This is a genomic window from Salinicola peritrichatus (genome assembly GCF_003206715.1).
GTDB classification, from domain to species: Bacteria; Pseudomonadota; Gammaproteobacteria; order Pseudomonadales; family Halomonadaceae; genus Salinicola; species Salinicola peritrichatus.
The window spans coordinates 100215-126219 of sequence record NZ_PZJU01000010.1 but is presented as its reverse complement, the minus strand read 5'-3'; the positions used below and the strand labels follow the sequence as shown (position 1 = coordinate 126219).

The window sequence follows — 26005 nt, the reverse complement described above, 5'->3', positions numbered from 1 at the left end:
CGGCATAGGCTGGAGCCATTCGATCGGTTCTGACCATTGTTCTTCCCGCAAGGAGATACCCATGAAGATTCGTGCCGCCGTGATCCGCGAAATGGAAAAGTCGCGTCCCTATCGTGAGTCGGTGCCGTTGGCGATCGAGGAGGTCGAGCTCGACGGGCCGGGGCCGGGGGAGGTGCTGGTGAAGATGCGCGCTGCCGGCCTGTGTCACTCGGATCTGTCGACGATCAATGGCGACCGCCCGCGTCCGCTGCCGATGGTGTTGGGTCACGAGGCCGCCGGCGAGGTGGTGGAGGTCGGCGAGGGCGTCGTCGATCTGGTGCCGGGCGATCATGTGGTGTTCTCCTTCGCGCCCAGCTGCGGTACCTGCCCGTCGTGTCTTTCCGGGCGTGCGGCGTTATGCAGCCCGGGTGCGGCGGCCAATACCGCCGGCCATCTGCTCGGCGGGGGCATGCGGCTGCATCGTGGCGACGAGAAGATCTATCACCATATCGGTGTCTCCGGGTTCGCCGAATATAGCGTCGCTTCCAGACGTTCGTTGACCAAGATCGATCCTGAACTGCCGTTCCACATCGCGGCGCTGTTCGGCTGCGCGGTGCTGACCGGTGTCGGGGCCGTGGTGCACACGGCCGGATTGCGCCTGGGGCAGTCGGTACTGGTGGTCGGGCTCGGTGGTGTCGGCCTGGCGGCGGTGATGGGCGCGGTCGGTGGTGGCGCGCGTCAGGTGATCGCCGCCGATATCGCCCCCGACAAGCTGGAAACCGCCAAGGCGATGGGTGCCACTCATGTAATCAACAGTGCCGACGCGGACGCCATCGAGCAGGTACGCGAGATCAGCGGCGGGGGAGTCGATATCGCGGCCGAATTCGCCGGCGTAGCCAAGGCGCTGGAGTTCGCCTACGAGTCCACCGCTCGCGGCGGTGTCACGGTCACCTCGGGCCTGCCTCATCCCGACGTTCGCTTTGCCATCAGCCCAACGCGCATGGTGGCCGAGGAGCGCACGCTCAAGGGTTCCTATCTGGGCGGCCATGTGCCGTCGCTCGACGTTCCCGAGTACATTGCCCTCTATCAGTCCGGCCGGTTACCGGTGGACCGTCTGCTGACCCATCGCCTGCGGCTCGACGAGATCAATCTCGGTTTCGATCGCCTGGCCAGCGGCGAGGCGATTCGCCAGGTGATCGAGTTCGACTGAGCGCTTCGCCAGTACCGGGACTTGAAACCGGCCGGGAAAAGCGGCAAATAGACAGACGCGTATTGCCTGCCTTTCGGCCGGGCGTATGCGCAGCGGCGATGCCGGCGATAGAATCGGCACGCCGCCGACCGGCTGCTGAGCGAGAGTCTTACGGCATTTTATTCGCCATTCATAGGAGAAGGTCATGACTCAGACACGCGTCGAGCGCGATAGCATGGGCGAGCTGGAAGTTCCCGAGAGTGCGCTCTACGGGGCCCAGACGCAGCGCGCCGTCAATAATTTCCCGGTCAGCGGCCAGCCGCTGCCGGCCGAATTCATCGCGGCGGTGGCTCACATCAAGCGCGCAGCGGCGGAGGTCAATCAGGAGCTTGGCCTGCTCGACGAGGCACGCGCCAAGGCGATCGTCGCCGCGGCCGACGAGATCATCGCAGGCAAGCATGCCGACCAGTTCCCCATCGACGTGTTTCAGACCGGCTCCGGTACCTCGACCAACATGAACGTCAATGAGGTGATCTCGCACCTGGCGAGCCGCGATGGCCTGGACGTCGGTCCCAATGATCACGTCAACATGGGCCAGTCGAGCAACGACGTGATCCCGACCGCCATCCATCTGGCGGCGGCGGTGCAGGTCCGCGAGCGCCTGTTGCCGGCGCTCCATTATCTGCGCTCGACCATCGACGACAAGGCGAACGCCGTCGACGACGTGGTCAAGACCGGGCGAACCCACCTGATGGATGCCATGCCGGTACGCCTTGGCCAGGAACTCGGCGGCTGGTCCAGTCAGGTGGGCCAGGCCATCGAGCGGCTGGAAGATGGCCTGAAGCGGATCACCCGCCTGGCCCTGGGGGGGACCGCCGTCGGCACTGGCGTCAACGCCCATCCGGAATTCGCCGCCAAGGTGGCGGAGAAACTGGCGAGCGCCACCCATCTTGAATTCCGCCCCAACGACAGCTTCTTCGCCAGCCTGGCATCGCAGGATGCGGCGGTGGAACTCTCCGGGCATCTGCGCACTTATGCCTGCGCGGTGATGAAAATCGCCAACGACCTGCGCTGGATGAACTCCGGTCCGCTGGCAGGATTGGGCGAGATCGAGCTGGAGGCGTTGCAGCCGGGCAGTTCGATCATGCCCGGCAAGGTCAATCCGGTGATTCCGGAATCCGCGGCCCAGGTCGCGGCCCAGGTCATCGGCAACGACACCGCGATCACCGTGGGCGGCCAGAGCGGCAACTTCCAGCTCAATGTGATGCTGCCACTGATTGCTCACAATCTGCTGGGTTCGATCAAGCTGCTGACCAACGTCAGCCGCCTGCTGGCCGACCGCGCCATCGCCACCTTCAATGTGCGCCGCGACAACATCGAGACGCCACTCTCCAAGAACCCGATCCTGGTTACCGCGCTCAACTCGGTGATCGGCTACAACGCCGCCGCCGCCGTGGCCAAGAAGGCCTACCAGGCCGGGCGCCCGATCATCGACGTGGCCGAGGAAGAGACCGATCTCTCTCGCCAGGAGCTCGAGCGCCTGCTCGATCCGGCCAAGTTGACTGAGGGCGGTATTCCCGAATAAGCCTGAATAGGGAGAAACACAGAATCGACGCCACCGTCCGGGTGGCGTCAAATACGCCCAGGCTTCGTTGCGCGACTGGATAAGGAAACCGCCCTTATCGGCGTCCGGCGCCTTGCCTGAACGCATTGACGCAGCAACGCGGCTCGCGGCGCTAGTGTGAACAGGCCCTTAGACTGGCTCCTCTCCGTGGCGCTCCTGCGCTTCTTCGACCGTCTCCTCGGCGTCCCGACGCTCCTCGGCATCGGCTTGTTCGGGCTCGTTCTCGTCGGCCCGCGACGGATTGTGGCAAAGCGAGATCAGAATCGGGAAGTGGTCGGAGCCGACCTCCGGCAAGCGTTGCATGGCCACCAGAGTGAAGTGCTCGGTGACGAAAACGTGATCCAATGGCCAGCGCAACAATGGATAGCGGGCGTGGAAGGTGCTGTACAGACCTCGCCCGCGGCGTGGATCGAGCATGCCGCTGATCTTGCAGAAGAGCTTGGTGGTGCGCGACCAGGCGACATCGTTCAGATCTCCGGCGACCACGGTGGGGTGAGCGCTTTTGGCGATCTCCTTGCCGACCAGCAGGAGTTCGGCGTCCCGCCACAGCGATTCGTCACTTTCCGATGGAGCCGGAGGGCGTGGATGCAGCGCATGCAGCCGGATCCTGCCACCGCTTTTCAGCCGAACCCATGCATGTATCGAGGGGATGTCGTCCTGGATCAGCCATTTGACCTGGACGTCTTCCAGCGGCAGGCGCGAGTAAAGATGCATGCCATAGAGATTGTCGAGGGGGACGCGCACCGCGTCCGGCATCTCTGCGCCGATAGCGGCGTCCAATTGTTCGCCCCACCACTGGTCGGATTCCAGGGTCAGCAGCAGGTCGGGTTGGTGAGAACGAACGAGGGCAATCAGTTTCTCGGCCTGCCGGTTGGGCATCAGCACGTTCGATATCAGCAGCTTGAGTTCACGGTCCGGTGCGTGGGGGCCGCTCCTGACCACGATGCGTCTGGCCAGCACCGTCCACGGATAGATGCGCGACCATTGGATAACGGCGGCCAGCAGGCTCGCGACAATGCCACCCCAATGCCACCAATGGCTTGGTCCGGCGGCGAGTTGAACCAAGGCCAGGGCGGTGGCCATGCTGGCGATCTGCAGCAGCGGGAAATCGAAACCGCGAACGCTCCAGTGGCGGATGCGCAGATAGGGAACCAGCGTGATCAGCAGGACGAGGCAGCCGAGCAGGGTCAGCAGAATCTGGAGCAACGGGTTACTCCTCGTGGCGAAACGTACAGCGTGCCATTCCGGCGCGGCGGAGAAAAGCCGGTCGTGGGCTGCTTTCGGCTACCTTCAGGCGAGCACGATATTAGGCGAGCGCGGTATGCCCGTGGACGGTCGCCAGCAACGGGTGGGATTCGAGATGGCGCTGCAGCGCCTCGCGCTGTTCGGGTGAGAACGCCAGCCCCAGCTTGCTGCGTCGCCAGAGGATGTCGTCGGTCGAGCGCGCCCATTCGTTTTCGATCAGGTAATCGACCTCCGCGCGGGTGAGTCCGGCGCCGAAATGCTGGCCCATCGACTCCTGGTTCTGCTTGCCTTCCAGGAACCGAAGGCACAGCGTGCCGTAGCTGGCGGCGAAGCGATCCGCGCGTTGCTGGCCGAGGAAAGGATATTCGCGCATCAGGCGCTCGGAGAAGTCGCTGCGGCTGCCGATATCGCCTCCGGGCAGGGGGGCGTCGGCCGTCCAGGCCCGGCCCATGTGCGGCAATACCGATCCGAGCTTATGTAGTGCCGCTTCGGCGAGCTTGCGATAGGTGGTGATCTTGCCGCCGAAGATGGAGAGCATTGGCGCGCCGTGGCGATCGAGATCGAGCGTATAGTCGCGGGTCATCGCCGAAGGGTTTTCCGACTCGTCATCGCACAGGGGGCGTACCCCGGAGTACGTGGCGACGATGTCGTCGCGGCCGAGCTGCCTGACGAAGTGCGAGTTGATCACGTCGATCAGATAGTCGATCTCCTCGTCGGTGATGCTGACGGCGGAAGGATCGCCCCGGTAGCGCCGGTCGGTAGTGCCGATCAGGCTGTAGTGCTGCTGATAGGGCAGTACGAAGACGATGCGGCCATCCCGGTTCTGCAGGATGTAGGCGCGCTCGTCCTGGTTGAGCCGTGGCACGATCAGGTGGCTGCCCTGGATCATGCGGATGCCATAACGGGATTCGCGCTTGGCGTTGCCCTTGACGAAGGATTCCACCCAAGGTCCGCTGGCATTCACCAGGACCCTGGCGCGATGTTCGCTGCGTTCCCCGGTAAGCTGATTTTCCAGCGTGATGACCCATTGTCCGTTCTCTTCACGCGCTTGCGTGCAACGCGTACGCACTTGCACATCGGCGCCTTTCTCTTGTGCCTGCAGCGCATTGAGCACGACCAGGCGGGCATCGTCGACCCAGCAGTCGGAATATTCGTAACCGCGCTTGATCGTGGGTACCAAGGGACTGTCGCTGCCGAAGGCCAGGCGTTTGGCATGCGGCAGGCTGTCGCGATGGCTCAGGTGATCGTAGAGAAACAGTCCCGCCCGAATCATCCAGCCGGGGCGGAGATGCGGCTGATGCGGGAGAATGAAGCGCAATGGCCAGACGATATGGGGCGCCTTGCGCAGCATGACCTCGCGCTCGCGCAATGCCTCCCGGACCAGACGAAATTCCCGATGCTCGAGATAGCGCAGCCCACCATGAATCAACTTGCTGCTGGCCGATGAAGTGGCGCTGGCCAGGTCCGCCTGCTCGCAAAGTAATACCGACAGGCCGCGACCCGCGGCGTCATTGGCGATGCCGGTGCCGTTGATACCGCCGCCGACGACGACGAGATCGTAAACGTTATGCTGCAATGTTGAGCTCATGTCGTCCTCCGCGCGTCACTCGAACCTATCGTTGCCGATCCGGTTTTCGAAAACGAAAATAATGCAATCGATTTCGAACATCAAGGACGAAATGCCTCGCCCGTAGACAAGAACCGTATTTGGCAGGCGTTGATGAACCCTTGACTAAAGGAGAGCGCACGTCGCGGAGCCGCGGTCGCGCCGAAACACCGACCGGGATGAACCAATCACGAGGGGGGCAGCCACAAGGGGAAGGGAAGTCAGGAGTCGGCGAGTGCCAGTCGGTCGTTGTCGACCTCTTCGCCGGTTTCCTGCGGGCTGGCGACATGCAGGGCCACCCCGTGCTCGCGCATGAGTCGCAGCAGGGCATCGGGTGGCTGGCGATCGGTGAAGAAAGCGTCGATCTGTGCCAGATTGCCTTGGCGCACGACCGCATTGCGATGGAATTTGGAGTGGTCGGCGGCCAGAAACACCTGGCGGGAATTGCGAATGATTGCCTGAGCCACCCGGACTTCCTGGTAATCGAATTCCAGCAACGAGCCGTCTCGGTCGATGCTGCTGATACCGATGATGCCGTAGTCGACCTTGAACTGGTTGATGAAATCGATGGTGGCTTCGCCAATGATGCCGCCGTCGCGGGATCGCACCTGGCCGCCAGCCACGATAACGTTGAAATCGGTCTTGTGCTGCAGGATGGCAGCGACGTTGAGGTTGTTGGTAATCACCTCCAGCCCGCTATGCTGACACAGCGCTTCGGCAATGAACTCATTGCTGGTGCCGATGTTGATGAACAGCGATGACGAGTCGGGAATCTGTGCGGCAAGCAGTTCGGCGATGCGTCGCTTGGCATCCAGATTCAGGGTCTTGCGCGTGTGGTAGGCGGTATTGACGGTGCTGGATTCGAGACCGGCGCCACCATGGACGCGTCTGATCGCGCCATCGTTGGCCAGCTGGTTGAGATCGCGGCGCACGGTCTGTGGAGTGACATCGAAGGTTTTCGCCAGCTGTTCGATCGAGGCATAGCCCTGGCGTCTGACCAAGTCGAGAATGGCTTCGTGGCGTTCCTGTTGTGTCATGTTCGATCCGCACTTGGGCGATGGTTGGCGATAGCTTGCTGACCCGGCGAGCCGAGATGTCGCGTGACCCGAGTTTACCAGACCAGGGCAGAAATGCGGGATGCCGCCGTGACCTTCGACGCTCCCGATGGCGATCAAGGGTATAGACGATGGTCTAAGTGTTGAAAAGCGAATTTATATTGTTGTCAAACGAAAATAAAAATAGGGTTTATGGTACTGAAACGAACCTTGACGGTCGCTGTTTCGAGCCTGAATTAACCGTCAAGGCAGGCTTGTCTGACATGGAGTGGAACGATGGCCTCATATATTCTGTCGATCGATCAGGGCACGACCAGCTCGCGGGCCATACTGTTCGATCGCCAAGGGCAGATCGCCGGCGTCGCCCAGGAGGAATTCGCCCAGCATTTCCCGCATGACGGTTGGGTCGAACATCACAGCGAAGACATTTGGCAGTCCGTTTTGCGGACTTGTCGTCAGGTGATGCGGAACCTGGGAGTGTCTTCCGACGAGATCGCCGGGATCGGCATCACCAATCAACGCGAAACGACGGTGCTCTGGGATCGCAAGACCGGGGAAACCTTGTACAACGCCATTGTCTGGCAGGACCGCCGCACCAGCGATTACTGCCGACGGTTGATCCGACAGGGGCATGAAAATTTCATTCAGGAACGTACCGGCCTGCTGATCGATCCCTACTTTTCGGCGACCAAGCTGCGCTGGTTGCTCGAGAACGTCGAGGGCGCTCGGGAGCGGGCCGAGCGCGGCGAGCTGGCGTTCGGTACCATCGACAGCTTTCTGCTGTGGCGACTGACGGGCGGCAAGGTCCATGTCACCGATGCCACCAATGCCTGTCGTACCTGCCTTTTCAACATTCATACCCAGCAGTGGGATGACGAATTGCTCGAGCTGTTCGAAATTCCACGTGCGCTGATGCCGGAGGTGCTCGATTCGAGTACCGAATTCGGTATCACCGATCCGCAGTTGCTGGGTGGCCCGATCCCGATTGCCGGTATTGCCGGCGATCAACAGGCGGCGCTGATCGGGCAGACCTGTTTTTCGCCGGGAATGTGCAAGAGTACCTACGGCACCGGCTGCTTCATGATCATGAACACCGGCGATACGCCCGAGGTATCGCACAACCGTCTGTTGACGACGGTGGCCTATCGGCTCGACGGCAAGCCGACCTATGCCATGGAGGGCAGTATCTTCGTCGCCGGGGCCACGGTGCAGTGGATGCGTGACGGGCTCAAGCTGTTCGGTACGGCATCCGAGACCGAGGCGCTCGCGCGCACCACGAAAATGGGGCATGGCGTCTATCTGGTGCCGGCCTTCACCGGTCTCGGCGCGCCGCATTGGGATCCGCAGGCTCGCGGGGCGATTTTCGGGCTGACCCGCGATACGGGCATTGCCGAGATCGTGGCTGCGGGGCTGCAGGCTGTCTGTTATCAGACACGCGATCTCCAGGGATGCATGGATGCCGATATCGAAGCCAGTATCGACCGCCTGCGGGTCGATGGCGGCATGGTGAGCAACAATTGGGTGATGCAATTCCTCGCCGACATGCTGGGCGTGCCGGTCGACCGCCCGACGATTCTCGAGACCACGGCGCTTGGCGCGGCTTATCTGGCCGGATTGCACATCGGCTGGTATGCCGATCTCGACGAAATCAGCGGCTTATGGAATTGCGAGCGCACCTTCGAGCCGCGCATGCCGGAGGAGGAGCGCAAACGCCTCTACGACGGCTGGCTGGATGCGATCGCACGCGTCATGCAGAGAGAGGATACGGAGGGCTGCGCATGATCTGGGAAATCGTGCGTGGTGAGTTCCTTGGCACGATGTTTCTGATCGTGTTCGGGGGCGGTGTGGTTGCCAACGTGCTGCTGACCGACACCAAAGGCAATGGCTCGGGGTGGATCGTGATCGCCACCGGCTGGGGGTTTGCGGTGATGATCGGTGTGTTCGTGGCCATGGCGACCGGTTCACCACAGGCCGACCTCAATCCGGCGGTGACGCTTTCCAAATGGATTCTGGGCATCCATGACAGCGCACGCATGGTTGCTTTCATGATCGCGGCGCAGATGGCCGGGGCGTTCACCGGTGCCATCGGGGTCTGGTTGGCTTACCTGCCGCATTGGCGTCGTACCGAGGACAGCGCCTTGAAGCGCGCCGTCTTCTGCACGGATCCGGCAGTGGCGCACCGCACCGGCAATCTGCTGTGCGAATTGATCGGCACGCTGGTGTTGATCTTCGGTATCGGGGCCATTGCCGGCTCCGGGCGTATCGGGGATGGCTTGCTGCCTTACCTCGTGGGTATGTTGGTGTGGGCGATCGGACTCTCGCTGGGCGGGCCCACCGGCTATGCGATCAATCCGGCACGCGACTTGGGTCCTCGGTTGGCGCACGCCGTCCTGCCCATTCACGGCAAGGGCGATTCCGGCTGGCAATACGCCTGGGTGCCCATCATCGGTCCGATTCTGGGCGCGGTAGCGGCCGCCTTGTTGTGGCAACGCCTGTTGCCGGTCTGAAGGCGCTGCGGGGTCGTACCGATGCCGCCATGCCATGGCGATGTCAAACTCGCCGGTAGCCGTCCAAGGGGTGGCGATAGAGGTGAATAGTCTTGGCATGACAACGAGTTGGCGGTGAATTTTTTGCCATCAGAGGGTTGCAATCCGCGCCGGCATGGGTAGAATTCGCATCCGTCGTCACGGCGAGCTTGCCGGTAAATAGAAGCGCTGGAACAAGCAGTAGGGAAGGGGCGTAGGTAAGAATAGGACCGTAGCTCAGTTGGTTAGAGCGCCACGTTGACATCGTGGAGGTCAGCGGTTCAAATCCGCTCGGTCCTACCATGTTGCCCAAGCCTGTGACACCCATCGATCATTCAGGACCGTAGCTCAGTTGGTTAGAGCGCCACGTTGACATCGTGGAGGTCAGCGGTTCAAATCCGCTCGGTCCTACCAGACCCCAAACCTCGAGCCAAGGCTTGAGGTTTTTTTATATCCGTTCGATGCCAAAATGAAAAAACTCAAGGGAGAACGGTCCCTTATGAAGAGCTAATGAAGTCGTGGCAGGAGAACTGAACTGCTGACTTCTGACTCATGGCATGTTTCGATGATCTTCCCGCCGCAACGTCGGCGGGATTTTCGTCTCTGGCACCGCGGCCATAGCGCGACTTTTATGTACTGGATCGCTACCATGACAGCATCGCAGGAGTGCCCGCCATGCCACTGGATTCCCTCTTCGAGAAGATTCATCTGTTGCCTAGCGTTCCCGCTGTGGTAACTGAACTGATCGCCAGTCTGGATAACGAAAAAATCAGCACGCATCGGGTTTCGGCGAGCATCCGCAAGGACCCGAGCCTGAGCTTGAAGTTGCTGCGCTCGGCCAACTCGGTGCGTTACGGTGTCGGTCGCAATGTGGCCACGATCGACGATGCCTTGCTGCTGTTGGGATTCGATCGCGTGCGTACCCTGGTCATCGCCTCGGGCATGGTCGGCATGCTCAAGGATGTGCCGGGGCTGGACCGCAAGGCCTTCTGGCGGGAGTCCTTCATGGTCGCCAGCATCAGTCGAACCATCGTCCGTCACAGTCGCCTGGAGGGCCTGGCGCCGGAAACCGCGTTCACCTGCGGCATCCTGCATCATGTCGGCTCGGCGTTGATGCATATCGGCCATCCGGATGTGATGCCGCGAATCGACGCGCTGGTCGAGCAGGGGGCTCCGCGCGGCGAGTTGGAAGCCAACCAGTTCGGCTACACCTTCAGTGACGTCGGGGCTGAACTGGGTCGCCGCTGGCGCTTCCCCGACACCATCTGCACCGCATTGACCTACCAGGACAAGCCGCTGGAGGCGGTGCCGTTCTCGCCCTATGCGGCGGCGGTCAATCTGGCCATCGGGCTCTACCACGGCATTGCCAGCGGCCACCGCGAGGAACACGCGCTGGGGGAAATGCCGCGGGACGTTCGGCGTCCCCTGGCGCTCGATCTGTTGGCGCTTTACGAAGAGATTCTGCAGGTCATCCGAGCGGACGACGAATTGCATATTTTTCTGGAGTGATGTTGGCGCTCAGCCCAGATCGCTGGCGGCAATGAAAACGCGACACAGGCGTTCGATACCAACCTGGTCCTCGGCGCTGAAGCGCGAAGGAACGGGGCTGTCGATATCGAGCACACCCCATACGTTATCATCGACGACGATCGGAACCACCAGTTCGGAACGTGAAGCGGCATCGCAGGCGATATGATCCGGCACGGCGTGAACATCGTCGATGCGCTGGGTCTGGCGCGAGCGCGCGGCCGCGCCGCAGACGCCGCGCGAGAACGGAATCGGATTGCATGCCGGCTGGCCTTGAAACGGCCCCAGAATCAGCGTTTCGGGTTGGCGCTGCAGGTAGAACCCGACCCAGTTGAGATCCGCCAGCTGCTGCATCAGAAAGGCGCTGGTCTGAGCCGCATTGGTCAGCCAGTCGCGAGTGTCCAGCAGCGCGGTCAGCTGGCGTTCCAGAGAATCGTAGTCGGTCATTGTCGATATCCAAGGCGGAAACGAAAAAACCAGCGCTAGAGCGCTGGTTTTCGAGTGCGTGACGTTACTTCCAGCCGGGCACCGCGCCCGCGCCGAACAGCTCATGGGCTTTGTCGACGACGGCCTGGGAATGGTAAGCCTTGACCAGTTTCTGGATGTCCTCCCGGTCCTCGTCGCCGCTGCGGGTGACGATCAGGTTGACGTAGGGTGATTCGGGGCCCTCGGCAATGATCGCGTCGTCCACCGACAGGCCGGCTCCCTCCAGGAAGGTATTGTTGATGAAAGCCATGTCGACATCCGGCAGCACGCGCGGAAGCTGAGCGGCCTCGATCTCCTTGAACTGGAAATCATGCGGATTTTCGGCGATGTCGATCGGAGTCGCTTCCAGGTTTTCCGGATCGTTGAGCTTGATCAGCCCGTGGTTGTGCAGAAGAATCAGCGCGCGTCCTTCATTGGACGGATCGTTGGGAATGGCAATGGTCGCGCCATCGGGAAGCTCGTCGATACTGTCGTGCTTCTGGGAATAGGCGCCGATCGGGTAGACGAAGGTGGTGCCGGCGACCGCGAAGTCATAGCCCCGGTTTTGCACCATGCCCTCGAGATAGGGGCGATGCTGATAGGCGTTGGCGTCCAGGCTGCCGTCGGCCAGCGCGGCGTTGGGTGTGACGTAATCGGTGAACTCGACGATCTCGACGTCGAGACCGTACTCATCCTTGGCCACCTGCTTGGCCACCTGCATGACGTCGGTCTCGGGACCGGCCATGGTGCCGACCTTGATGGTGTCGTCGGCGGCCTGGGCGTAACCGGCGACCAATCCGAGGCTGAGTGCGGCGGCGCCCAAGGCGCGCGTCAGTGAATTCATTGGCGATAGTCTCCCTGATCGACATTCTCTGCGATTGATGCGCTTTGCATGGTGCGCTACTGGCGAGGCACCTCGTGACCGCCGTAATATAACGGAATAACGACGCTCTCGGTAATTCATTCTGGTTATTAATCTATGGGGCTAGGTGTATTACTTATGGTCGCTTTTGCGTACCAGATAATCACCGAGACTCTGGAACACCTGGACCATCACCACCAGCACCACGACGGTGATCAGCATCACGGTGGGATTGAAGCGATTGTAGCCGTAGCGAATCCCCAGATCGCCCAGCCCGCCGCCACCGACGGCCCCGGCCATGGCGGAGTAGCTGATCAGCGCCACCAGCGTGATGGTCAAGCCGTTGATGATGCCGCCGCGGGCCTCCGGCAGTAGCACCTTGGTGATGATCTGCATCGGCGTGGCGCCCATCGATTGCGCCGCCTCGACCAGGCCCGGCGAAACTTCGTTGAGCGCACCTTCCACCAGGCGGGCGACGAACGGAATCGCGGCGATGGTCAGCGGAACCGCGGCGGCGTTGGTGCCGATGGAGGTTCCCACGATCATGCGGGTGAAGGGGATGATCGCCACCAGCAGAATGATGAACGGCACCGAACGGCCGACGTTGGTGATCACGCCCAGAATGCCGTTGATCACCGGTTGGGCCAGAATCTGGCGCGGGCGGGTCACATACAACAGCACGCCCAGCGGAACGCCGAGCAACGCGGAAATGAGGCCGGAAACCGCGACCATGTAGAGTGTCTCTAGCGTCGACTGCCAGACGAGGTCAATCAGTGCGCTGGACATGGCCGAGTACCTCCACGTGTAGATCAAAGGATTCGAGCGTTGCCAGCGCTTGCTGCGTCTGCGTGGCGCTGCCCATCAGTTCGGCGATCATCAGGCCCAGGGTGCGGCCCTGGATCGATTCCACCTTGGCCTGCAGGATACTGACGTCGATGCCGTGCTCCCGCGCCAGTCGCGAGATCAGCGGAGTCGAGACGCTGTCGCCGGAGAAGGTCAGGCGCACCACCGGATGAGTGCGCTCGCCGGCCGCTGGCTCCAGCCGTTCCACCAGCGCCTGCGGCGGTTCGAGCTCGAGAAAGGCGTTGAGGAATTCACGGCCGAGCTGGGTCCGGGGCGCGGTGAAGAAGTCGCCGACGTCGGCTTCCTCCACCAAACGGCCGTCCGAAATCAGGCCGACCCGATGGCAGATGCTCTTGACCACTTCCATTTCGTGAGTGATCAACAGAATGGTCAGGCCCAGCCGCTGGTTGATCTCCTGCAGTAGCGCCAGGATCGAAGTCGTCGTCTGAGGGTCGAGCGCCGAAGTCGCCTCGTCGCACAGCAGCACCTTGGGCTGACTGGCCAGCGCCCGGGCGATCGCCACGCGCTGCTTCTGCCCGCCGGAGAGCTGGGACGGATACTGCCTGGCCTTGCCCGCCAGCCCGGTCAGTTCCAGCAGCGGCATCACCCGCTCGCGGATGGTCTGGCGCGACTCGCGCATCAGCTCCAGCGGCAGCGCGACGTTGTCGTAGACGGTACGGTTGGTCAGCAGATTGAAATGCTGGAAGATCATGCCGCATTGGTGGCGTGCCTGGCGCAACTGCACGGCATCCATCGCGGTCAGTTCCTGGCCGTCGATGAAGACTCGGCCCTGGGTGGGACGTTCGAGCAGGTTGATGCAGCGGATCAGGGTCGACTTGCCGGCGCCGGAGAGACCGATCACGCCGTGAATGGTGCCCTTGGGCACGTTCAGGTCGACGTCGACCAGCGCCTGCACGGTGCGTGCACCGCTGCCGTAGGTTTTGGAGACATTGTCCAGTTGGATCATGGGGCCGTTGAGATCATGGAATGCATTCGGAATCGTGAGGGCATCAAAGAGGGCGCTAGTATACGGATCTCGCCGGACCAGAGCGACCGTCGCGGCGGTGTGGACCAGGCGGTCCAATCTGGTGCGCTGCGCTGCCGCCGGGGCGTTCCGGGAATTGACCGACGAGGCGTAATGGCTTGTCGAGCCGGTGGGATCACGATTGCGGCCCTGGAATTGCTTGGTCGGTAACGCTAACGTCGTCAAGCCGGCCTTGGGCCGTTGATTCCGGAAACCTCACCAGGAGATAGCGTATGCTGCCTTCACTCGACGATCACGCGCTCGATCAATTGTTTCGCGAAGCGCGCACCCACAATGCCTGGGATTCGCGGGAGATCAGCGAAGAGACGCTGCGTCGGCTCTACGATCTGGTCAAGATGGGGCCGACCTCGGCCAACTGCTGTCCCGCCCGCTTCGTGTTCGTGCGCACCACGGCGGGCAAGGACAAATTGCTGCCCTGCGTTTCCGCCGGCAATGCCGACAAGACCGCCAATGCACCGTGTACGGTGATCGTTGCCTACGACAAGCGCTTCTACGACCAACTGCCGACGCTGTTTCCCCACACCGATGCCCGTAGCTGGTTCACCGGCAGCGAGACCTTCGCCCAGGAAACGGCGCTGCGCAACAGCTCGCTGCAGGCCGGCTACCTGATCCTGGCGGCACGCGCGATGGGGCTGGATACCGGACCGATGTCGGGATTCGATGCCAAGGCTGTCGACGACGCCTTCTTCGCCGGCACGAACTGGACGGTCAATCTGCTGATAAACCTGGGATACGGCGACCCTTCCGGGGTCAAGCCTCGCCTGCCGCGGCTCGATTTCGAGGACGCCTGCCGGCTCGCCTGAGGAGAGCCGAGCGTCGGGGCGGTCGGGCGCTCATGTCCCGGCCGTTGGCGGCAACAGGCCGCCGAGTACGATGCGCTGGATGTTTTCCACCGTTTCTGCGAAGAACGTCGGGTCTGCGAGGGTCTTGCCCGAGATCGCCTCGATCTGGACCGCGAAATCGGCGTAGTGCTGGGTCGTGCCCCACAGCAGATAGATCAGGTGATGCGGATCCACTGGCTTGAGCTGGCCGCGTGCGATCCAGTCCTCGATGACCCGTGACTTTTCCTCGACCAGACCGCGCAGATCCTCTTGCAACACCGCTTTCAGCAGCGGTGCCCCCTGAATCATCTCGAGACAGAACAGGCGCGATGCCTGGACGCAATCGCGGGACAGCTCGACCTTGATGCGAATGTAGTGACGGATAGCCTCTTCGGGCGACTGCTCCGCGCTGATCGCGCGCATCGGTTCCAGCCAGCTGTCCAGGATCTGCTGCAGCACCGCGACGTAGAGCCTCTCCTTGGAAGGAAAATAATAGAGCAGGTTGGTCTTGGAGACGCCGGCACGCTCGGCGATGGCGTCCAGGCTGGCGCCACGCAGCCCGAACTGGGAGAACAGCGACAAGGCGGCGTCGCGTATGCGTTGCTTGCGGGCCTCGCTGGCGGCGGCGCGGTTGCCGACCGGCGGTGCCGAGGAAATTTGCGTCATCGTGTCGTAGCCATCCCCTTCCTGATCGAGCATCGGGCCGCCGCGAACGTGACGGCTCCCGATGCGAGGAACTCTAGCACGATGCGAGCCGGGTGATCTCGTTCGCTCACCTTACGTCTATCCGAGGTCATTGGCGGATGCCTGCACTCTATGGAGGCAGCCAGCAGGGATATTGCGTCATTTTTGCGCATCCATGAACGATGATCGGACCATTTGGTCTGGCGCTGTTCGTCGATCCTCGTTCAAGCCCTTGAAAAGGATTGGAGAACCCTCGGTTGGCATGTGGGTTGTTAGAGTTTCCAGGCAACCCGGCGAGAAAGAGGTCGAGCCCGCCGACGATTCGGCAGGCTCTTCATCGCATATCGATCAGGAGGTAAGTCATGCAACTGGGCGTCTTCATTCCCATCGGCAACAACGGTTGGTTGATCTCCGAAAACGCGCCGCAGTATCTGCCGACCTTCGAACTCAACAAGGCGGTGACCCAGAAGGCCGAGTGCTACGGCTTCGAATTCGTGCTGTCGATGATCAAGCTGCGCGGCTTCGGCGGCAAGACCGAGTTCTGGGAGCACGCGCTGGAATCCTTCACGCTGATGGCGGGGCTGGCCGCGGTCACCTCGAAGATCAATCTCTACGCCACCGCCGCGACCCTGGTGATGCCACCGGCGATCGTGGCGCGCATGGCCTCGACCATCGACTCGATCGCTCCCGGCCGCTTCGGCATCAATCTGGTGACCGGCTGGCAGAAGCCGGAGTACAGCCAGATGGGAATGTGGCCGGGGGACGAATACTTCGGCAAGCGCTACGCCTACCTCGACGAGTACACCACGGTGATGCGCGAGCTGCTGGAGAGCGGTCACAGCGACTTCCGGGGCGAGTTCTTCCAGATGGACGACTGCCGCCTCAGCCCGCGACCGCAGCAGGGGGTCAAGATCGTCTGTGCGGGGCAGTCGAATGCCGGCATGGCCTTCACCGCCAAGCATGCCGACTACAGCTTCTGCTTCGGCAAGGGACTCAATACGCCGACTGCCTTCGCCGATACTGCCGCCCGGCTCAATGCCGCGAGCCAGGGAACGGGGCGCGAAATCGCCTGCTACGTGCTGTTCATGGTGATCGCCGACGCAACCGACGAAGCCGCCATGGCGCGCTGGGAGCATTACAAGGCGGGAGCGGATCAGGAGGCGCTGGACTGGATGGCCGATCAGGGCAGCCAGGACAAGAGCTCCGGCAAGGACACCAACGTGCGCCAGATGACCGACCCGACCTCCGCAGTCAACTTCAATATGGGCACCCTGGTCGGTTCCTACGAGAACGTCGCTCGCATGCTCGACGAGATCGACACCGTGGAAGGCGTCGGCGGGGTGATGCTGACCTTCGATGACTTCCTGGCGGGACTCGATACTTTCGGCGAGAAAGTCCAGCCGCTGATGAAAACGCGCCTCGACGTGGTCGGCAGTCGGGCTTCCGCAACGGAGGTCGTGTGATGCGCGAGCTCAAACGAACCCCGGTGGTACGTCGCGGTGCCGTCGAGAGCGCCGACGAGATCGTGCTGGCCGGGCGGCCGGAAGCGATCGCCATGCCGCGTTCCGAGACCGCGTTGATCGTGGTCGACATGCAGAACGCCTATGCCTCCAAGGGCGGTTATCTTGACCTGGCCGGCTTCGACGTGTCCGCCACCGGGCCGGTGATCGAACGCATCGCCCAGGCGATACGCATCGCCCATGCCGCCGGCATCACGGTGGTCTTCTTTCAGAATGGCTGGGATGCGGACTACGTCGAGGCTGGCGGGCCGGGTTCGCCCAACTGGCACAAGTCGAATGCACTCAAGACCATGCGGCAGCAACCCGAGCTGCACGGCCAACTGCTGGCCAAGGGCAGCTGGGACTATGCGCTGGTCGACGAGTTGAAGCCCCAGGACGGCGACATCGTGCTGCCGAAACCGCGCTACAGCGGCTTCTTCAACACGCCGCTGGACAGCATTCTGCGTGCTCGCGGCATCCGCCATCTGCTGTTCACCGGCATCGCCACCAACGTCTGCGTGGAGTCGACGCTGCGTGACGGCTTCTTCCTCGAATACTTCGGCTGCGTGCTCGAGGACGCGACCTATCAGGCCGGGCCGCGTTCGGCGCACGACGCCGCGATCTTCAATATCGAGACCTTCTTCGGTTGGGGCTCGAGCGTGGCGGCATTCGAAGCGGCCTGTGCCGGTGTCTCCCCGGCCCTGAACGAATTGGCCTGAGCGGGCGAGTGCCCGGCCATTTGAGAATCTTGCAAGGAGAGTGATCCCATGCCCAAGCAGAGTGTGATTCCCGCCGGTTCCGGCGTCCCGTTGGCGCCGTTCGTGCCCGGCACCCAGGCCGACAACGTGCTCTATGTCTCCGGCACGCTGCCGTTCGACAACGACAACAACGTGGTTCACGTCGGCGATGCCGCGGCGCAGACGCGCCACGTGCTGGAGCTGATCAAGAGCGTGGTCGAGACCGCCGGCGGCACGATGGACGACATCACCTTCAACTCGATCTTCCTGCGCAACTGGGAGGATTACGCGGCGATCAACGCCGTTTACGCCGAGTTCTTTCCCGGCGACAAGCCGGCGCGCTACTGCATTCAGTGCGGGCTGGTGAAACCGGACGCCCTGATCGAGATCGCTTCGATCGCCCATCTGCCTCGCTGAGGGCGCACCGATGCATTACGAAATTCTCGGGCGCGAGGAGGCCGATGCGCCGACGATCCTGCTGTCGGCCGGGCTGGGTGGGGCGGGCCGCTTCTGGGAGCCGCAGCTGGCAACGCTTGCCGAAACGCACCGGGTGGTGATCTACGACCATCTAGGTACCGGCAAGAGCCCGGCGCAACTGCCATCGAGCTATTCGATCGACGACATGGCCCGGGAGGCATTGGTGCTGCTCGACCGGTTGGATATCGCCCGCGTCGATTTCATGGGCCATGCGCTGGGTGGGCTCGTCGGCCTGCAGATGGCGCTGCTGGAGCCGGCCCGGCTCGGTCGGCTGATCGTGATCAACGCCTGGAGCCGGGTCGACGTGCAGAGCGAACGCTGCTTCCGGGTGCGCATCGCGCTGCTCGAGGACAGCGGTGTGCAACCCTATCTCCACGCCCAGCCGTTGTTCCTCTATCCCGCCGACTGGTTGTCGGCCAACAACGATCGGCTGCTGGCGGAAGAAGCGCATGCGCTCGAGCACTTTCCGGGCAAGCAGAACGTGCTGGCGCGAATCGCTGCGCTGTCCGGCTTCGATATCGACGCGCGACTGAGCGAGATCGAGGCGCCAACACTGCTGATCGCCTCCCGCGACGACCTGCTGGTGCCGTACACCCGTTCCGAGCGCCTGGCGGCAGGGCTGCCGAATGCTCGACTGGAGATGTTCGATTACGGCGGGCATGGTCTGACGGTGACCGTGCCGGAGGCTTTCAATGCCGTGGTGGAGCGCTTTCTGACCCCATGACCGAAGGGCTGGCGCCAGGGCAGGCGTCGGCAACGGATACACAGGAGCCAAGCATGACGATGACACTGCGAAAATCCGAACCCGAATATCCGGATATCGATCCCGCGTCGCTGCCGCCGGTCTCCTCCGCGGCCTTCCGCGAGGCGATGTCGCGGCTGGCGGCCGCCGTCAACGTGGTCACCACCGACGGTTCCGGCGGACGTGCCGGTTTTACCGCTTCGGCGGTCTGCAGCGTGACCGACGAGCCGCCGACGCTGCTGGTCTGCATCAACCGCCAGTCGTCGGCCTATCCGGCGTTCGCTGCCAATTCGGCGCTCTGCGTCAACGTGTTGAGCGCCGATCACGAAGAGATTTCCAACACTTTCGGCGGCAAGACCGCGATGCACGAGCGTTTTGCCACGGCCGAGTGGTCGGTGCGCGAAACGGGGGCGCCGGTATTGAAGAATGCCCTGGCGCACTTCGAGTGCCGCATCAGTCAGCGAGTCGCCGTGGGGACGCACGACGTGCTGTTCTGCGAGATCGTCGGCCTGTTCACGCACCGCGACCGCTGTGACGACAGCCGCTGCTTGCTCTATTTCGATCGCCGCTACCACCAACTACCACGCATTGCCTCCTACGGCTAAGCGCGGCGCTCGACGGTATTTCCTGCAGCATTTTCCACAACAACCGGGACCGGGAGACACACAATGACAACATCGGTTTCTCGCATGGTCGAACGCGACGGCAAGATCGAACTCTCGATCGGCGATGACGTCCGCGACAGTGCCTGCTTCAACCAGGATATCGCACCGACCGAGGCGCGCGAGCGAACCTGGACGAAGTGGAACATCGCCGCGCTGTGGGTCGGGCTCTCCATCTGCGTGCCGACCTATACCCTGGGCGGCGTGCTGACCGCCTATTTCGGTCTCAGTGTCGGCGAGGCGCTGCTAGCGATCCTGCTGGCCAACGTGATTCTGCTGATTCCGCTGACGCTGAACGCCTTTCCCGGCACCCGCTACGGCATTCCGTTTCCGGTGGTGCTGCGCTCGTCGTTCGGCATTCGCGGTTCCAACGTGCCGTGCCTGATCCGCGCCCTGGTCGGTTGCGGCTGGTTCGGCATCCAGACCCTGTTCGGCGGGCTGGCGATCCATCTGCTGCTGTCGGCACTGATACCGCCGTGGCAGTCGCTGGGCGGCATCGGCCAGGTGATCGGATTCTTCATCTTCGCGGCGATGAATCTCTATGTGGTGATTCGTGGCGCGGAATCGATCAAGTGGCTGGAGACACTGTCGGCGCCGCTGTTGCTGATCGTCGCCATCGGCCTGATGGTCTGGGCGCTGCCGCACGTCTCGCTGGGGGAGTTGATGGCGCAGCCGCCGTCGCGGCCGGAAGGGGCGTCGGTCACCACCTATTTTCTTTCCGGCCTGACCGCCATGGTCGGATTCTGGGCCACGCTATCGCTCAACATTCCCGATTTCAGCCGTTTCGCACGCAGCCAGAAGGACCAGATCGTAGGCCAGATCATCGGCCTGCCGCTGACGATGTTCTTCTTCGCCGCCCTGGGGGTGGTGATGACCGCCGCCTCGGCATCGCTGGTGGGGGAGACCGTTTCCGATCCGGTCACGCTGATCGGTCATATCGACAGCCCGGCGTGGGTCGCGATCGCCATGGTGCTGATCGTCATCGCCACGATCTCGACCAATACCGCCGGCAACATCGTCTCGCCGACCAACGATTTCCAGAACATCGCGCCGAAGCTGATCAACCGTACCGGCGGGGTATTGCTGACCGGCTTGGTGGGCACGCTGCTGATGGGCTACGACCTGCTCCAGAAAGCCGGAGTGATCGTCTCCGACGTGACCCTGGAAAGCCTCTACTCCAACTGGCTGCTGGGCTACTCCAGCCTGCTCGGGCCGATCGCCGGGATCATGGCGGTGGACTATTTCCTGATCAAGCGACAGAAGCTGGACGTGGTCAGCCTGTATCGCGACGGCGGACGCTATCCGGCGATCAACGCCGCCGGATTCATCGCCTTCGGTGTGCCGGTGGTGCTGACGTTGATCTCGTTGACCACCGGCATTGGGCAGTGGTTCTACGACTACGGCTGGTTCACCGGCTCGCTGCTGGGAGCGGTGGTCTACTACGTGGCGGGCAAGGCGCTGGATGGCACGAAAGACGTGCCGTGGGAAGTGCATATGGCAGATCGGACGGCGCCCAGCTGAGCTGTGGCAACCGAGGATATCGCTGTCGGCAGGCGAAAAAAGGCCACCCGTGCGGGTGGCCATCAACGCTGGACACACCCTTTTAGCAATATTGCCCGGCAAAAAACGCTACCTAAATGCCTGCGCGGGCAAATCGCTGCGTTGCACGCTGCTCGAAGTCCTCACCTATACCTCATAGGCTCCGGCTTCTGTGCGGCGTGCGCCTTGCGCTTTATCCCGCTCAGCGATTTATTCAGCATTTCCGTACACCGGCGCGCCTGCAATCCGGGAACAAATCGGCGCGATCCATTGCGCTGCAATCTTAGGGTCGGCTCGCAGGGGCGTCAATTTCGCTGGCTCCGTCACGCACGTGCTAGAATTCGCGGCTCGACAAAAGGCGAATTCAGCTTCACCAACCATGGCGAAGCGTCGGCAGGGGAGGCGAGTCATGTTCACCGGGATCGTGCAGGACATCGGCACGGTGGTTGCCATCGAAGAACGCGAACAGCTGCGCACGCATGTTCTCGCCATGTCGCCGGCGATGCGGGAAGGGCTGACCCTGGGCGCTTCGGTCGCTCACAACGGATGCTGCCTCACGGTGACGGCCATCGAGGGCGAGCACGTCAGCTTCGATCTGATGCGGGAGACGTTGCGCCTGACCAATCTCGGCCAGTTGGTCGCCGGCGACCGGGTCAATCTCGAGCGGGCCGCCCGCTTCGGCGACGAGATCGGCGGCCATTCCATGTCCGGCCATATCATGGGCATGGTTACCGTGGCGGAGATCGATGAGGCGCCCAACAATCGGCGGTTGTGGTTCGAACTGCCGGATGCGCTTGCGCGCTTCGTGTTCGACAAGGGCTACATCGGTATCGACGGCATCAGCCTGACCGTCGGCAGCGTGGAAGGGGGGCGTTTCTGCGTCAACCTGATTCCCGAGACCCTGGCGCGCACCACCATCGGCGAACGCGTGCCGGGGGACCGGGTCAATATCGAAGTCGATCCCCAGACCCAGGCGATCGTGGAAACCGTCGAACGGGTACTGGCATCGCGCGGATGAGTTGACCGTGCTGTCCGGATGGGTCGCGTCGACGCTGCGGCTTGGGTAACATAAGCGCCTTTGCGCGGCCGATTTGTTCCAGGTCGATTGTTTCAGATTCCGGAGTTTCCTTCGATGAGCAGTATCTACGGTGACTACATCAAGTCGGTCATTCGCACCGTGCCCGATTGGCCGCAGCCCGGCGTCAATTTTCGCGACATTACGCCGCTGCTGCAGAATAGCGCCGCCTTTCGCAAGCTGATCGACAGCTTCGTGCACCGCTATCAGGAGCTCGAGGTCGACGCCGTGGCCGCGATCGATGCCCGCGGCTTCATCGTCGGCGCGCCGCTCGCCTACGAACTGGGTTGCAGCTTCGTGCCGGTGCGCAAGAAGGGCAAGTTGCCGTTCCAGACCATCAGCGAGACCTACAAGCTGGAGTACGGCGAGTCGACCGTCGAACTGCATGCCGACGCCTTCCGCGAGAACGACCGCATCGTGCTGATCGACGACATCATCGCCACCGGCGGCACCATGCTGGCGGCGGCCTCGCTGATCCAGCGCAGCGGCGGCCACGTGGTCGAAACCGCCACTATTCTCGATTTGCCCGAGTTGGGCGGTTCCACCAAGATTCGCGAAGCCGGTTACAGTGTCTTCGCCGTCTGCAGTTTCACCGAAGACGAGTGACTTCGCCATGAGCGCCGATCGTTATCACCATCATTTCACGGTTTCCTGGGATCAACTGCACCGCGACGTGCGCACGCTCTGTCATCACCTCGTCGAGCGCGACTTCAAGGGGATCGTGGCGATCACGCGCGGCGGTCTGATTCCGGCGGCGCTGATCGCGCGCGAGCTCAACGTACGCCTGATCGATACCGTCTGCATCAAGAGTTACGACGATCAGACACAGGGGCAGTTGGATGTCATGAAGGGCGTGGATCATGACGGCGACGGCTGGCTGTTGGTGGACGATCTGGTGGATACCGGCAAGACCGCGCGGGTGGTTCGCGACATGCTGCCCAAGGCGCATTTCGTGACTGTCTACGCCAAGCCGGAAGGGCGGCCGCTGGTCGATCAATACCTCACCGAAGTGGCGCAGGACTGCTGGATCCAGTTTCCCTGGGATCTCGGCCACGCCTATGTCGAGCCATTGGTGGACCAGGTGCGTCCGCCGAAGTCCTGAGCCATCCATTCATCTTCGCTGACGACGGAGCGAGCCGGCATGTCCAAGTCGCCGTTGCCCGAGAGCTGGAATCGTCATTTGGGAGCGGAATTCGACGCTGCCTACATGCAGCGGCTGCGTGCGTTCCTGGCCGCCGAGAAGGCGGCGCACAAGGTCATCTATCCGCATTCATCGAACTGGTTTCGCGCCTTCGAACTGACCCCGCTGGATCAGGTCCGTGTGGTGATTCTGGGACAGGATCCTTATCATGGACCCAATCAGGCGCACGGGCTGTGCTTTTCCGTCCGCCCCGGGGTGCCGACGCCGCCGTCATTGCAGAACATCTATCGCGAGCTGGCCGCGGATGTCGGCACCACGCCGGTGAATCACGGCTTTCTCGAAAGCTGGGCCCGCCAGGGTGTCATGCTGCTCAACAGCGTGTTGACGGTGGAGCAGGGCAACGCCGGTTCTCACCGCAATCAGGGCTGGGAAACCTTCACCGACCGTGCCATTCAGGTGATCAACGAGCAGTGTGACGGGGTCGTCTTCCTGCTGTGGGGCAGCTATGCCCAGAAAAAGGCGGACTTCGTCGATCGCCGCAAGCACTTGGTGCTGCACTCGCCGCATCCCTCGCCGTTGTCCGCCCATCGTGGCTTCTTCGGCAAGCGCCATTTCTCCCAGGCCAACGATTTTCTCAAGGTCAGGGGCCGCGGCGCCATCGACTGGCAGTTGCCTGCTCACGTCATGTGAGGCTTGCATGTCGCGTCGCTTGAGACGGGGCTTCTCGCGTACAATGTCGGTGTTTTCCATTTTCGACGAAGGCGCCGACCATGAGTGTTCACCACATCGCCCATCCCCTGGTCAAACACAAGCTCGGACTGATGCGCGCTGCCGACATCAGCACCAAGAGTTTCCGTGAGTTGGCCTGCGAAGTGGCCAAGCTGTTGACCTATGAGGCGACCCAGAATATGGAGCTGGAGTCGGCAACGATCGAAGGGTGGAATGGCTCACCGATCGAAATCGAGCAGATCAAGGGCAAGAAGGTCACCATCGTGCCGATCCTGCGCGCCGGTCTGGGCATGCTCGATGGCGTCACCGACCTGATTCCCAGTGCCCGTATCAGCGTCGTCGGCCTTTACCGCAACGAGGAGACGCTGGAGCCGGTACCGTACTTCGAGAAGTTCGTCAGTGCGCTGGACGAGCGCCTGGCGATCGTCATCGACCCGATGCTGGCGACCGGCGGCTCGATGGTGGCGACACTGGATATGCTCAAGCAGCGTGGCTGCCAGCAGATCAAGGTCATCGTGCTGGTGGCGGCCCCCGAAGGCATCGAACGCGTCAGGCAGGCGTATCCCGAGGTCGATATCTATACTGCCGCCGTCGATGAGAAACTCGATGAAAACGGCTACATCGTGCCGGGGCTCGGCGATGCCGGCGACAAGATCTTCGGTACCCGGTGATTTCGCCTACCGATGTCACCGGCGTGATCCTCGCCGGCGGTCGTGGGCGGCGCATGGGAGGCCAGGACAAGGGGTGGCTGATGCTCGACGGCCGCCCGCTGGTCGAACATGCTCTGTTGCGGTTGGCGCCCCAGGTGGGCGGGCTCGTCGTCAGTGCCAATCGTCACCTCGAGCGCTACCGCGGCCTGGGCGTGCCGATCGTCACCGACCCGCTGCCGGATTACCCCGGCCCCCTGGCCGGAGCGCTGGGTGCCATGCGGCTGGTCGCTACGCCATGGATGCTGCTGGCACCGGTGGACATGCCGTGGTTGCCGCTGGAAACCTGCGAGCGTCTCGCGCGCGCCCGCGACGAGGCCGACATCGCCGTGGCCCATGATGGCGAGCGACTGCAACCCCTGGTGGCGTTGATTCGTACCTCGCTGCGCGACGATCTTGCCGCATGGCTCGCTGATGGCGGCGGCAAGGTCGTGCATTGGTATGCGCGCCATCGCTGGTGCGAAATCGACTTCTCCGATCTCGGCCCACGATTCGCCAATCTCAACACGCCGCAGGACCACGTCCGAGCAGAAAGCGGTGCGCGGGGAGGAAAGGGCGATGAATCATGAGCATGAGCGGCTGGCCTGCGATATTCCCGTTCTCGGCATCGCGGCCTGGAGCGGGACCGGCAAGACCACGTTGCTGGAGGCGCTGTTGCCCCGCCTGCGTGAGCGGGGCTGGCCGACGGCGGTCATCAAGCACGCGCATCACCAGTTCGACGTCGATAAACCGGGCAAGGACAGTCATCGCCTGCGTCAGGCGGGAGCCGCGCCGATGGTCGTGGCCTCAAACCGTCGATTCGCACTGATGATGGAGACGCCAGGGCAGGACGAGCCGGATCTGCCCGCGCTGGTCGCGCAGGTTGCCGCGCTCGAGCCGGCGCTGATTCTGGTCGAAGGGTTCAAGGCATGGCCATTGCCCAAGCTGGAGTTGCATCGGGGCGAACGCATGACGCCTCTGGCCGCGAGCGATCCCTGGGTAAAGGCCATTGCACTGAAGTTTAATGAATCGAAGCCTGACGAGTTTGGCAGCGCCATCGATACGTTGCCGCAGGACGTGGAGCGGCTGGATCTGGACGATATCGACGCCATTCTCGAATGGATCATCGCCTGGGCTAGCCGACAGGCATCCCCTTCGCGCTGATGGCGTTGCGACAGCGGCTTTTCGGACCCGCGCGATAGGAATGACAGGTATTGTCCCGACATTCACACTATGCTTGATGTTTAG

At 62.5% G+C, this 26005-nt stretch carries 27 protein-coding genes and 2 tRNA genes; 21 read left to right on the top strand and 8 right to left on the bottom strand.

Translation table 11 applies throughout. The features are described 5' to 3' along the window. The first annotated feature begins 61 nt into the window (after positions 1-61). A complete protein-coding gene (locus DOM57_RS06130; protein ID WP_110648340.1) occupies positions 62-1189 on the top strand; it encodes a zinc-dependent alcohol dehydrogenase family protein in 1128 nt (375 codons plus the stop codon). Positions 1190-1373: 184 nt separating this feature from the next. Continuing rightward, positions 1374-2753: a class II fumarate hydratase gene (locus DOM57_RS06125; RefSeq protein ID WP_110648339.1), complete on the top strand. Its 1380-nt coding sequence runs from the start codon at positions 1374-1376 to the stop codon at positions 2751-2753. 168 nt (positions 2754-2921) lie between these two features. On the opposite strand, the gene DOM57_RS06120 is transcribed toward DOM57_RS06125, so the two are convergent. From DOM57_RS06120 to DOM57_RS06110, 3 genes are all read right to left on the bottom strand, one after another. Continuing rightward, entirely contained in the window at positions 2922-3998 is a 1077-nt protein-coding gene (locus DOM57_RS06120) for an endonuclease/exonuclease/phosphatase family protein (protein ID WP_110648338.1), read from the bottom strand. A 100-nt stretch (positions 3999-4098) separates the two neighbouring features. Beyond that, the gene (gene glpD / locus DOM57_RS06115) at positions 4099-5625 is read right to left on the bottom strand and encodes a glycerol-3-phosphate dehydrogenase (RefSeq protein WP_110648337.1); all 1527 of its coding nucleotides are present in this window, start codon (positions 5623-5625) and stop codon (positions 4099-4101) included. Positions 5626-5864: 239 nt separating this feature from the next. Beyond that, entirely contained in the window at positions 5865-6680 is an 816-nt protein-coding gene (locus tag DOM57_RS06110; RefSeq protein WP_110648336.1) for a DeoR/GlpR family transcriptional regulator, read from the bottom strand. Positions 6681-6974: 294 nt separating this feature from the next. Here DOM57_RS06110 and glpK point away from each other — a divergent pair, with 294 nt between their 5' ends. The 5 genes from glpK to DOM57_RS06085 all read left to right on the top strand — a co-directional run bounded on the left by glpK (position 6975) and on the right by DOM57_RS06085 (position 10732). Then, complete coding sequence (gene glpK, locus DOM57_RS06105) at positions 6975-8480, top strand: glycerol kinase GlpK (protein WP_110648335.1); 1506 nt, start codon at positions 6975-6977, stop codon at positions 8478-8480. After that, positions 8477-9205 (top strand): MIP/aquaporin family protein, encoded by a 729-nt coding sequence (locus tag DOM57_RS06100; protein WP_110648334.1) that lies wholly within the window; start codon positions 8477-8479, stop codon positions 9203-9205. The genes glpK and DOM57_RS06100 overlap by 4 nt, the downstream gene beginning before the upstream one ends. A gap of 244 nt (positions 9206-9449) precedes the next feature. Beyond that, positions 9450-9526, top strand: a tRNA-Val gene (locus DOM57_RS06095). Between the two features lie 34 nt (positions 9527-9560). Then, positions 9561-9637, top strand: a tRNA-Val gene (locus tag DOM57_RS06090). Between the two features lie 261 nt (positions 9638-9898). Further along, a complete protein-coding gene (locus DOM57_RS06085) occupies positions 9899-10732 on the top strand; it encodes an HDOD domain-containing protein (RefSeq protein ID WP_110648333.1) in 834 nt (277 codons plus the stop codon). Positions 10733-10741: 9 nt separating this feature from the next. On the opposite strand, the gene DOM57_RS06080 is transcribed toward DOM57_RS06085, so the two are convergent. From DOM57_RS06080 to DOM57_RS06065, 4 genes are all read right to left on the bottom strand, one after another. Then, positions 10742-11197: a GAF domain-containing protein gene (locus DOM57_RS06080; protein WP_110648332.1), complete on the bottom strand. Its 456-nt coding sequence runs from the start codon at positions 11195-11197 to the stop codon at positions 10742-10744. A 64-nt stretch (positions 11198-11261) separates the two neighbouring features. Next, positions 11262-12059 (bottom strand): MetQ/NlpA family ABC transporter substrate-binding protein, encoded by a 798-nt coding sequence (locus DOM57_RS06075; RefSeq protein ID WP_110648331.1) that lies wholly within the window; start codon positions 12057-12059, stop codon positions 11262-11264. 150 nt (positions 12060-12209) lie between these two features. Next, positions 12210-12863 (bottom strand): methionine ABC transporter permease, encoded by a 654-nt coding sequence (locus DOM57_RS06070; RefSeq protein ID WP_110648330.1) that lies wholly within the window; start codon positions 12861-12863, stop codon positions 12210-12212. Then, positions 12844-13887: a methionine ABC transporter ATP-binding protein gene (locus DOM57_RS06065; RefSeq protein ID WP_110648396.1), complete on the bottom strand. Its 1044-nt coding sequence runs from the start codon at positions 13885-13887 to the stop codon at positions 12844-12846. Before DOM57_RS06065 ends, DOM57_RS06070 begins: the two co-directional genes overlap by 20 nt. A gap of 290 nt (positions 13888-14177) precedes the next feature. On the opposite strand from DOM57_RS06065, the gene DOM57_RS06060 reads away from it, so the two are divergent. Beyond that, on the top strand, positions 14178-14768 hold the full coding sequence (locus DOM57_RS06060) for a malonic semialdehyde reductase (protein ID WP_110648329.1): 591 nt from the start codon (positions 14178-14180) through the stop codon (positions 14766-14768). A gap of 30 nt (positions 14769-14798) precedes the next feature. Here DOM57_RS06060 and rutR read toward each other — a convergent pair whose 3' ends face one another. Then, entirely contained in the window at positions 14799-15485 is a 687-nt protein-coding gene (rutR, locus tag DOM57_RS06055; protein WP_239496132.1) for an HTH-type transcriptional regulator RutR, read from the bottom strand. A gap of 347 nt (positions 15486-15832) precedes the next feature. Here rutR and rutA point away from each other — a divergent pair, with 347 nt between their 5' ends. The 13 genes from rutA (at position 15833) to mobB (ending at position 25921) form a co-directional block, all read left to right on the top strand. Further along, a complete protein-coding gene (rutA, locus tag DOM57_RS06050) occupies positions 15833-16933 on the top strand; it encodes a pyrimidine utilization protein A (RefSeq protein WP_110648328.1) in 1101 nt (366 codons plus the stop codon). Beyond that, positions 16933-17688 (top strand): pyrimidine utilization protein B, encoded by a 756-nt coding sequence (rutB, locus tag DOM57_RS06045; protein ID WP_110648327.1) that lies wholly within the window; start codon positions 16933-16935, stop codon positions 17686-17688. The genes rutA and rutB overlap by 1 nt, the downstream gene beginning before the upstream one ends. A gap of 48 nt (positions 17689-17736) precedes the next feature. Further along, the gene (gene rutC, locus DOM57_RS06040) at positions 17737-18123 is read left to right on the top strand and encodes a pyrimidine utilization protein C (protein ID WP_110648326.1); all 387 of its coding nucleotides are present in this window, start codon (positions 17737-17739) and stop codon (positions 18121-18123) included. A 10-nt stretch (positions 18124-18133) separates the two neighbouring features. Then, entirely contained in the window at positions 18134-18907 is a 774-nt protein-coding gene (gene rutD / locus DOM57_RS06035; RefSeq protein ID WP_110648325.1) for a pyrimidine utilization protein D, read from the top strand. 53 nt (positions 18908-18960) lie between these two features. Continuing rightward, complete coding sequence (locus DOM57_RS06030; RefSeq protein WP_239496131.1) at positions 18961-19530, top strand: flavin reductase; 570 nt, start codon at positions 18961-18963, stop codon at positions 19528-19530. Between the two features lie 63 nt (positions 19531-19593). Continuing rightward, entirely contained in the window at positions 19594-21108 is a 1515-nt protein-coding gene (locus DOM57_RS06025) for an NCS1 family nucleobase:cation symporter-1 (RefSeq protein ID WP_110648324.1), read from the top strand. Between the two features lie 427 nt (positions 21109-21535). After that, the gene (locus DOM57_RS06020; protein WP_110648323.1) at positions 21536-22144 is read left to right on the top strand and encodes a riboflavin synthase subunit alpha; all 609 of its coding nucleotides are present in this window, start codon (positions 21536-21538) and stop codon (positions 22142-22144) included. Positions 22145-22258: 114 nt separating this feature from the next. Beyond that, positions 22259-22807, top strand: coding sequence for an adenine phosphoribosyltransferase (locus DOM57_RS06015; RefSeq protein ID WP_110648322.1), 549 nt, complete (start codon positions 22259-22261; stop codon positions 22805-22807). A gap of 7 nt (positions 22808-22814) precedes the next feature. Then, positions 22815-23303 (top strand): xanthine phosphoribosyltransferase, encoded by a 489-nt coding sequence (gene gpt / locus DOM57_RS06010; protein WP_110648321.1) that lies wholly within the window; start codon positions 22815-22817, stop codon positions 23301-23303. A 39-nt stretch (positions 23304-23342) separates the two neighbouring features. Beyond that, entirely contained in the window at positions 23343-24032 is a 690-nt protein-coding gene (ung, locus tag DOM57_RS06005; RefSeq protein ID WP_110648320.1) for a uracil-DNA glycosylase, read from the top strand. Positions 24033-24112: 80 nt separating this feature from the next. Beyond that, positions 24113-24742, top strand: a complete 630-nt coding sequence (upp, locus tag DOM57_RS06000; RefSeq protein ID WP_110648319.1) for a uracil phosphoribosyltransferase — start codon at positions 24113-24115, stop codon at positions 24740-24742. After that, entirely contained in the window at positions 24739-25347 is a 609-nt protein-coding gene (gene mobA, locus DOM57_RS05995; protein ID WP_110648318.1) for a molybdenum cofactor guanylyltransferase MobA, read from the top strand. Before upp ends, mobA begins: the two co-directional genes overlap by 4 nt. After that, positions 25337-25921 carry a molybdopterin-guanine dinucleotide biosynthesis protein B gene (gene mobB, locus DOM57_RS05990; RefSeq protein ID WP_110648317.1) on the top strand — a complete coding sequence of 195 codons (585 nt, stop codon included), beginning with the start codon at positions 25337-25339 and terminating at the stop codon, positions 25919-25921. Before mobA ends, mobB begins: the two co-directional genes overlap by 11 nt. Positions 25922-26005 lie beyond the last annotated feature (84 nt).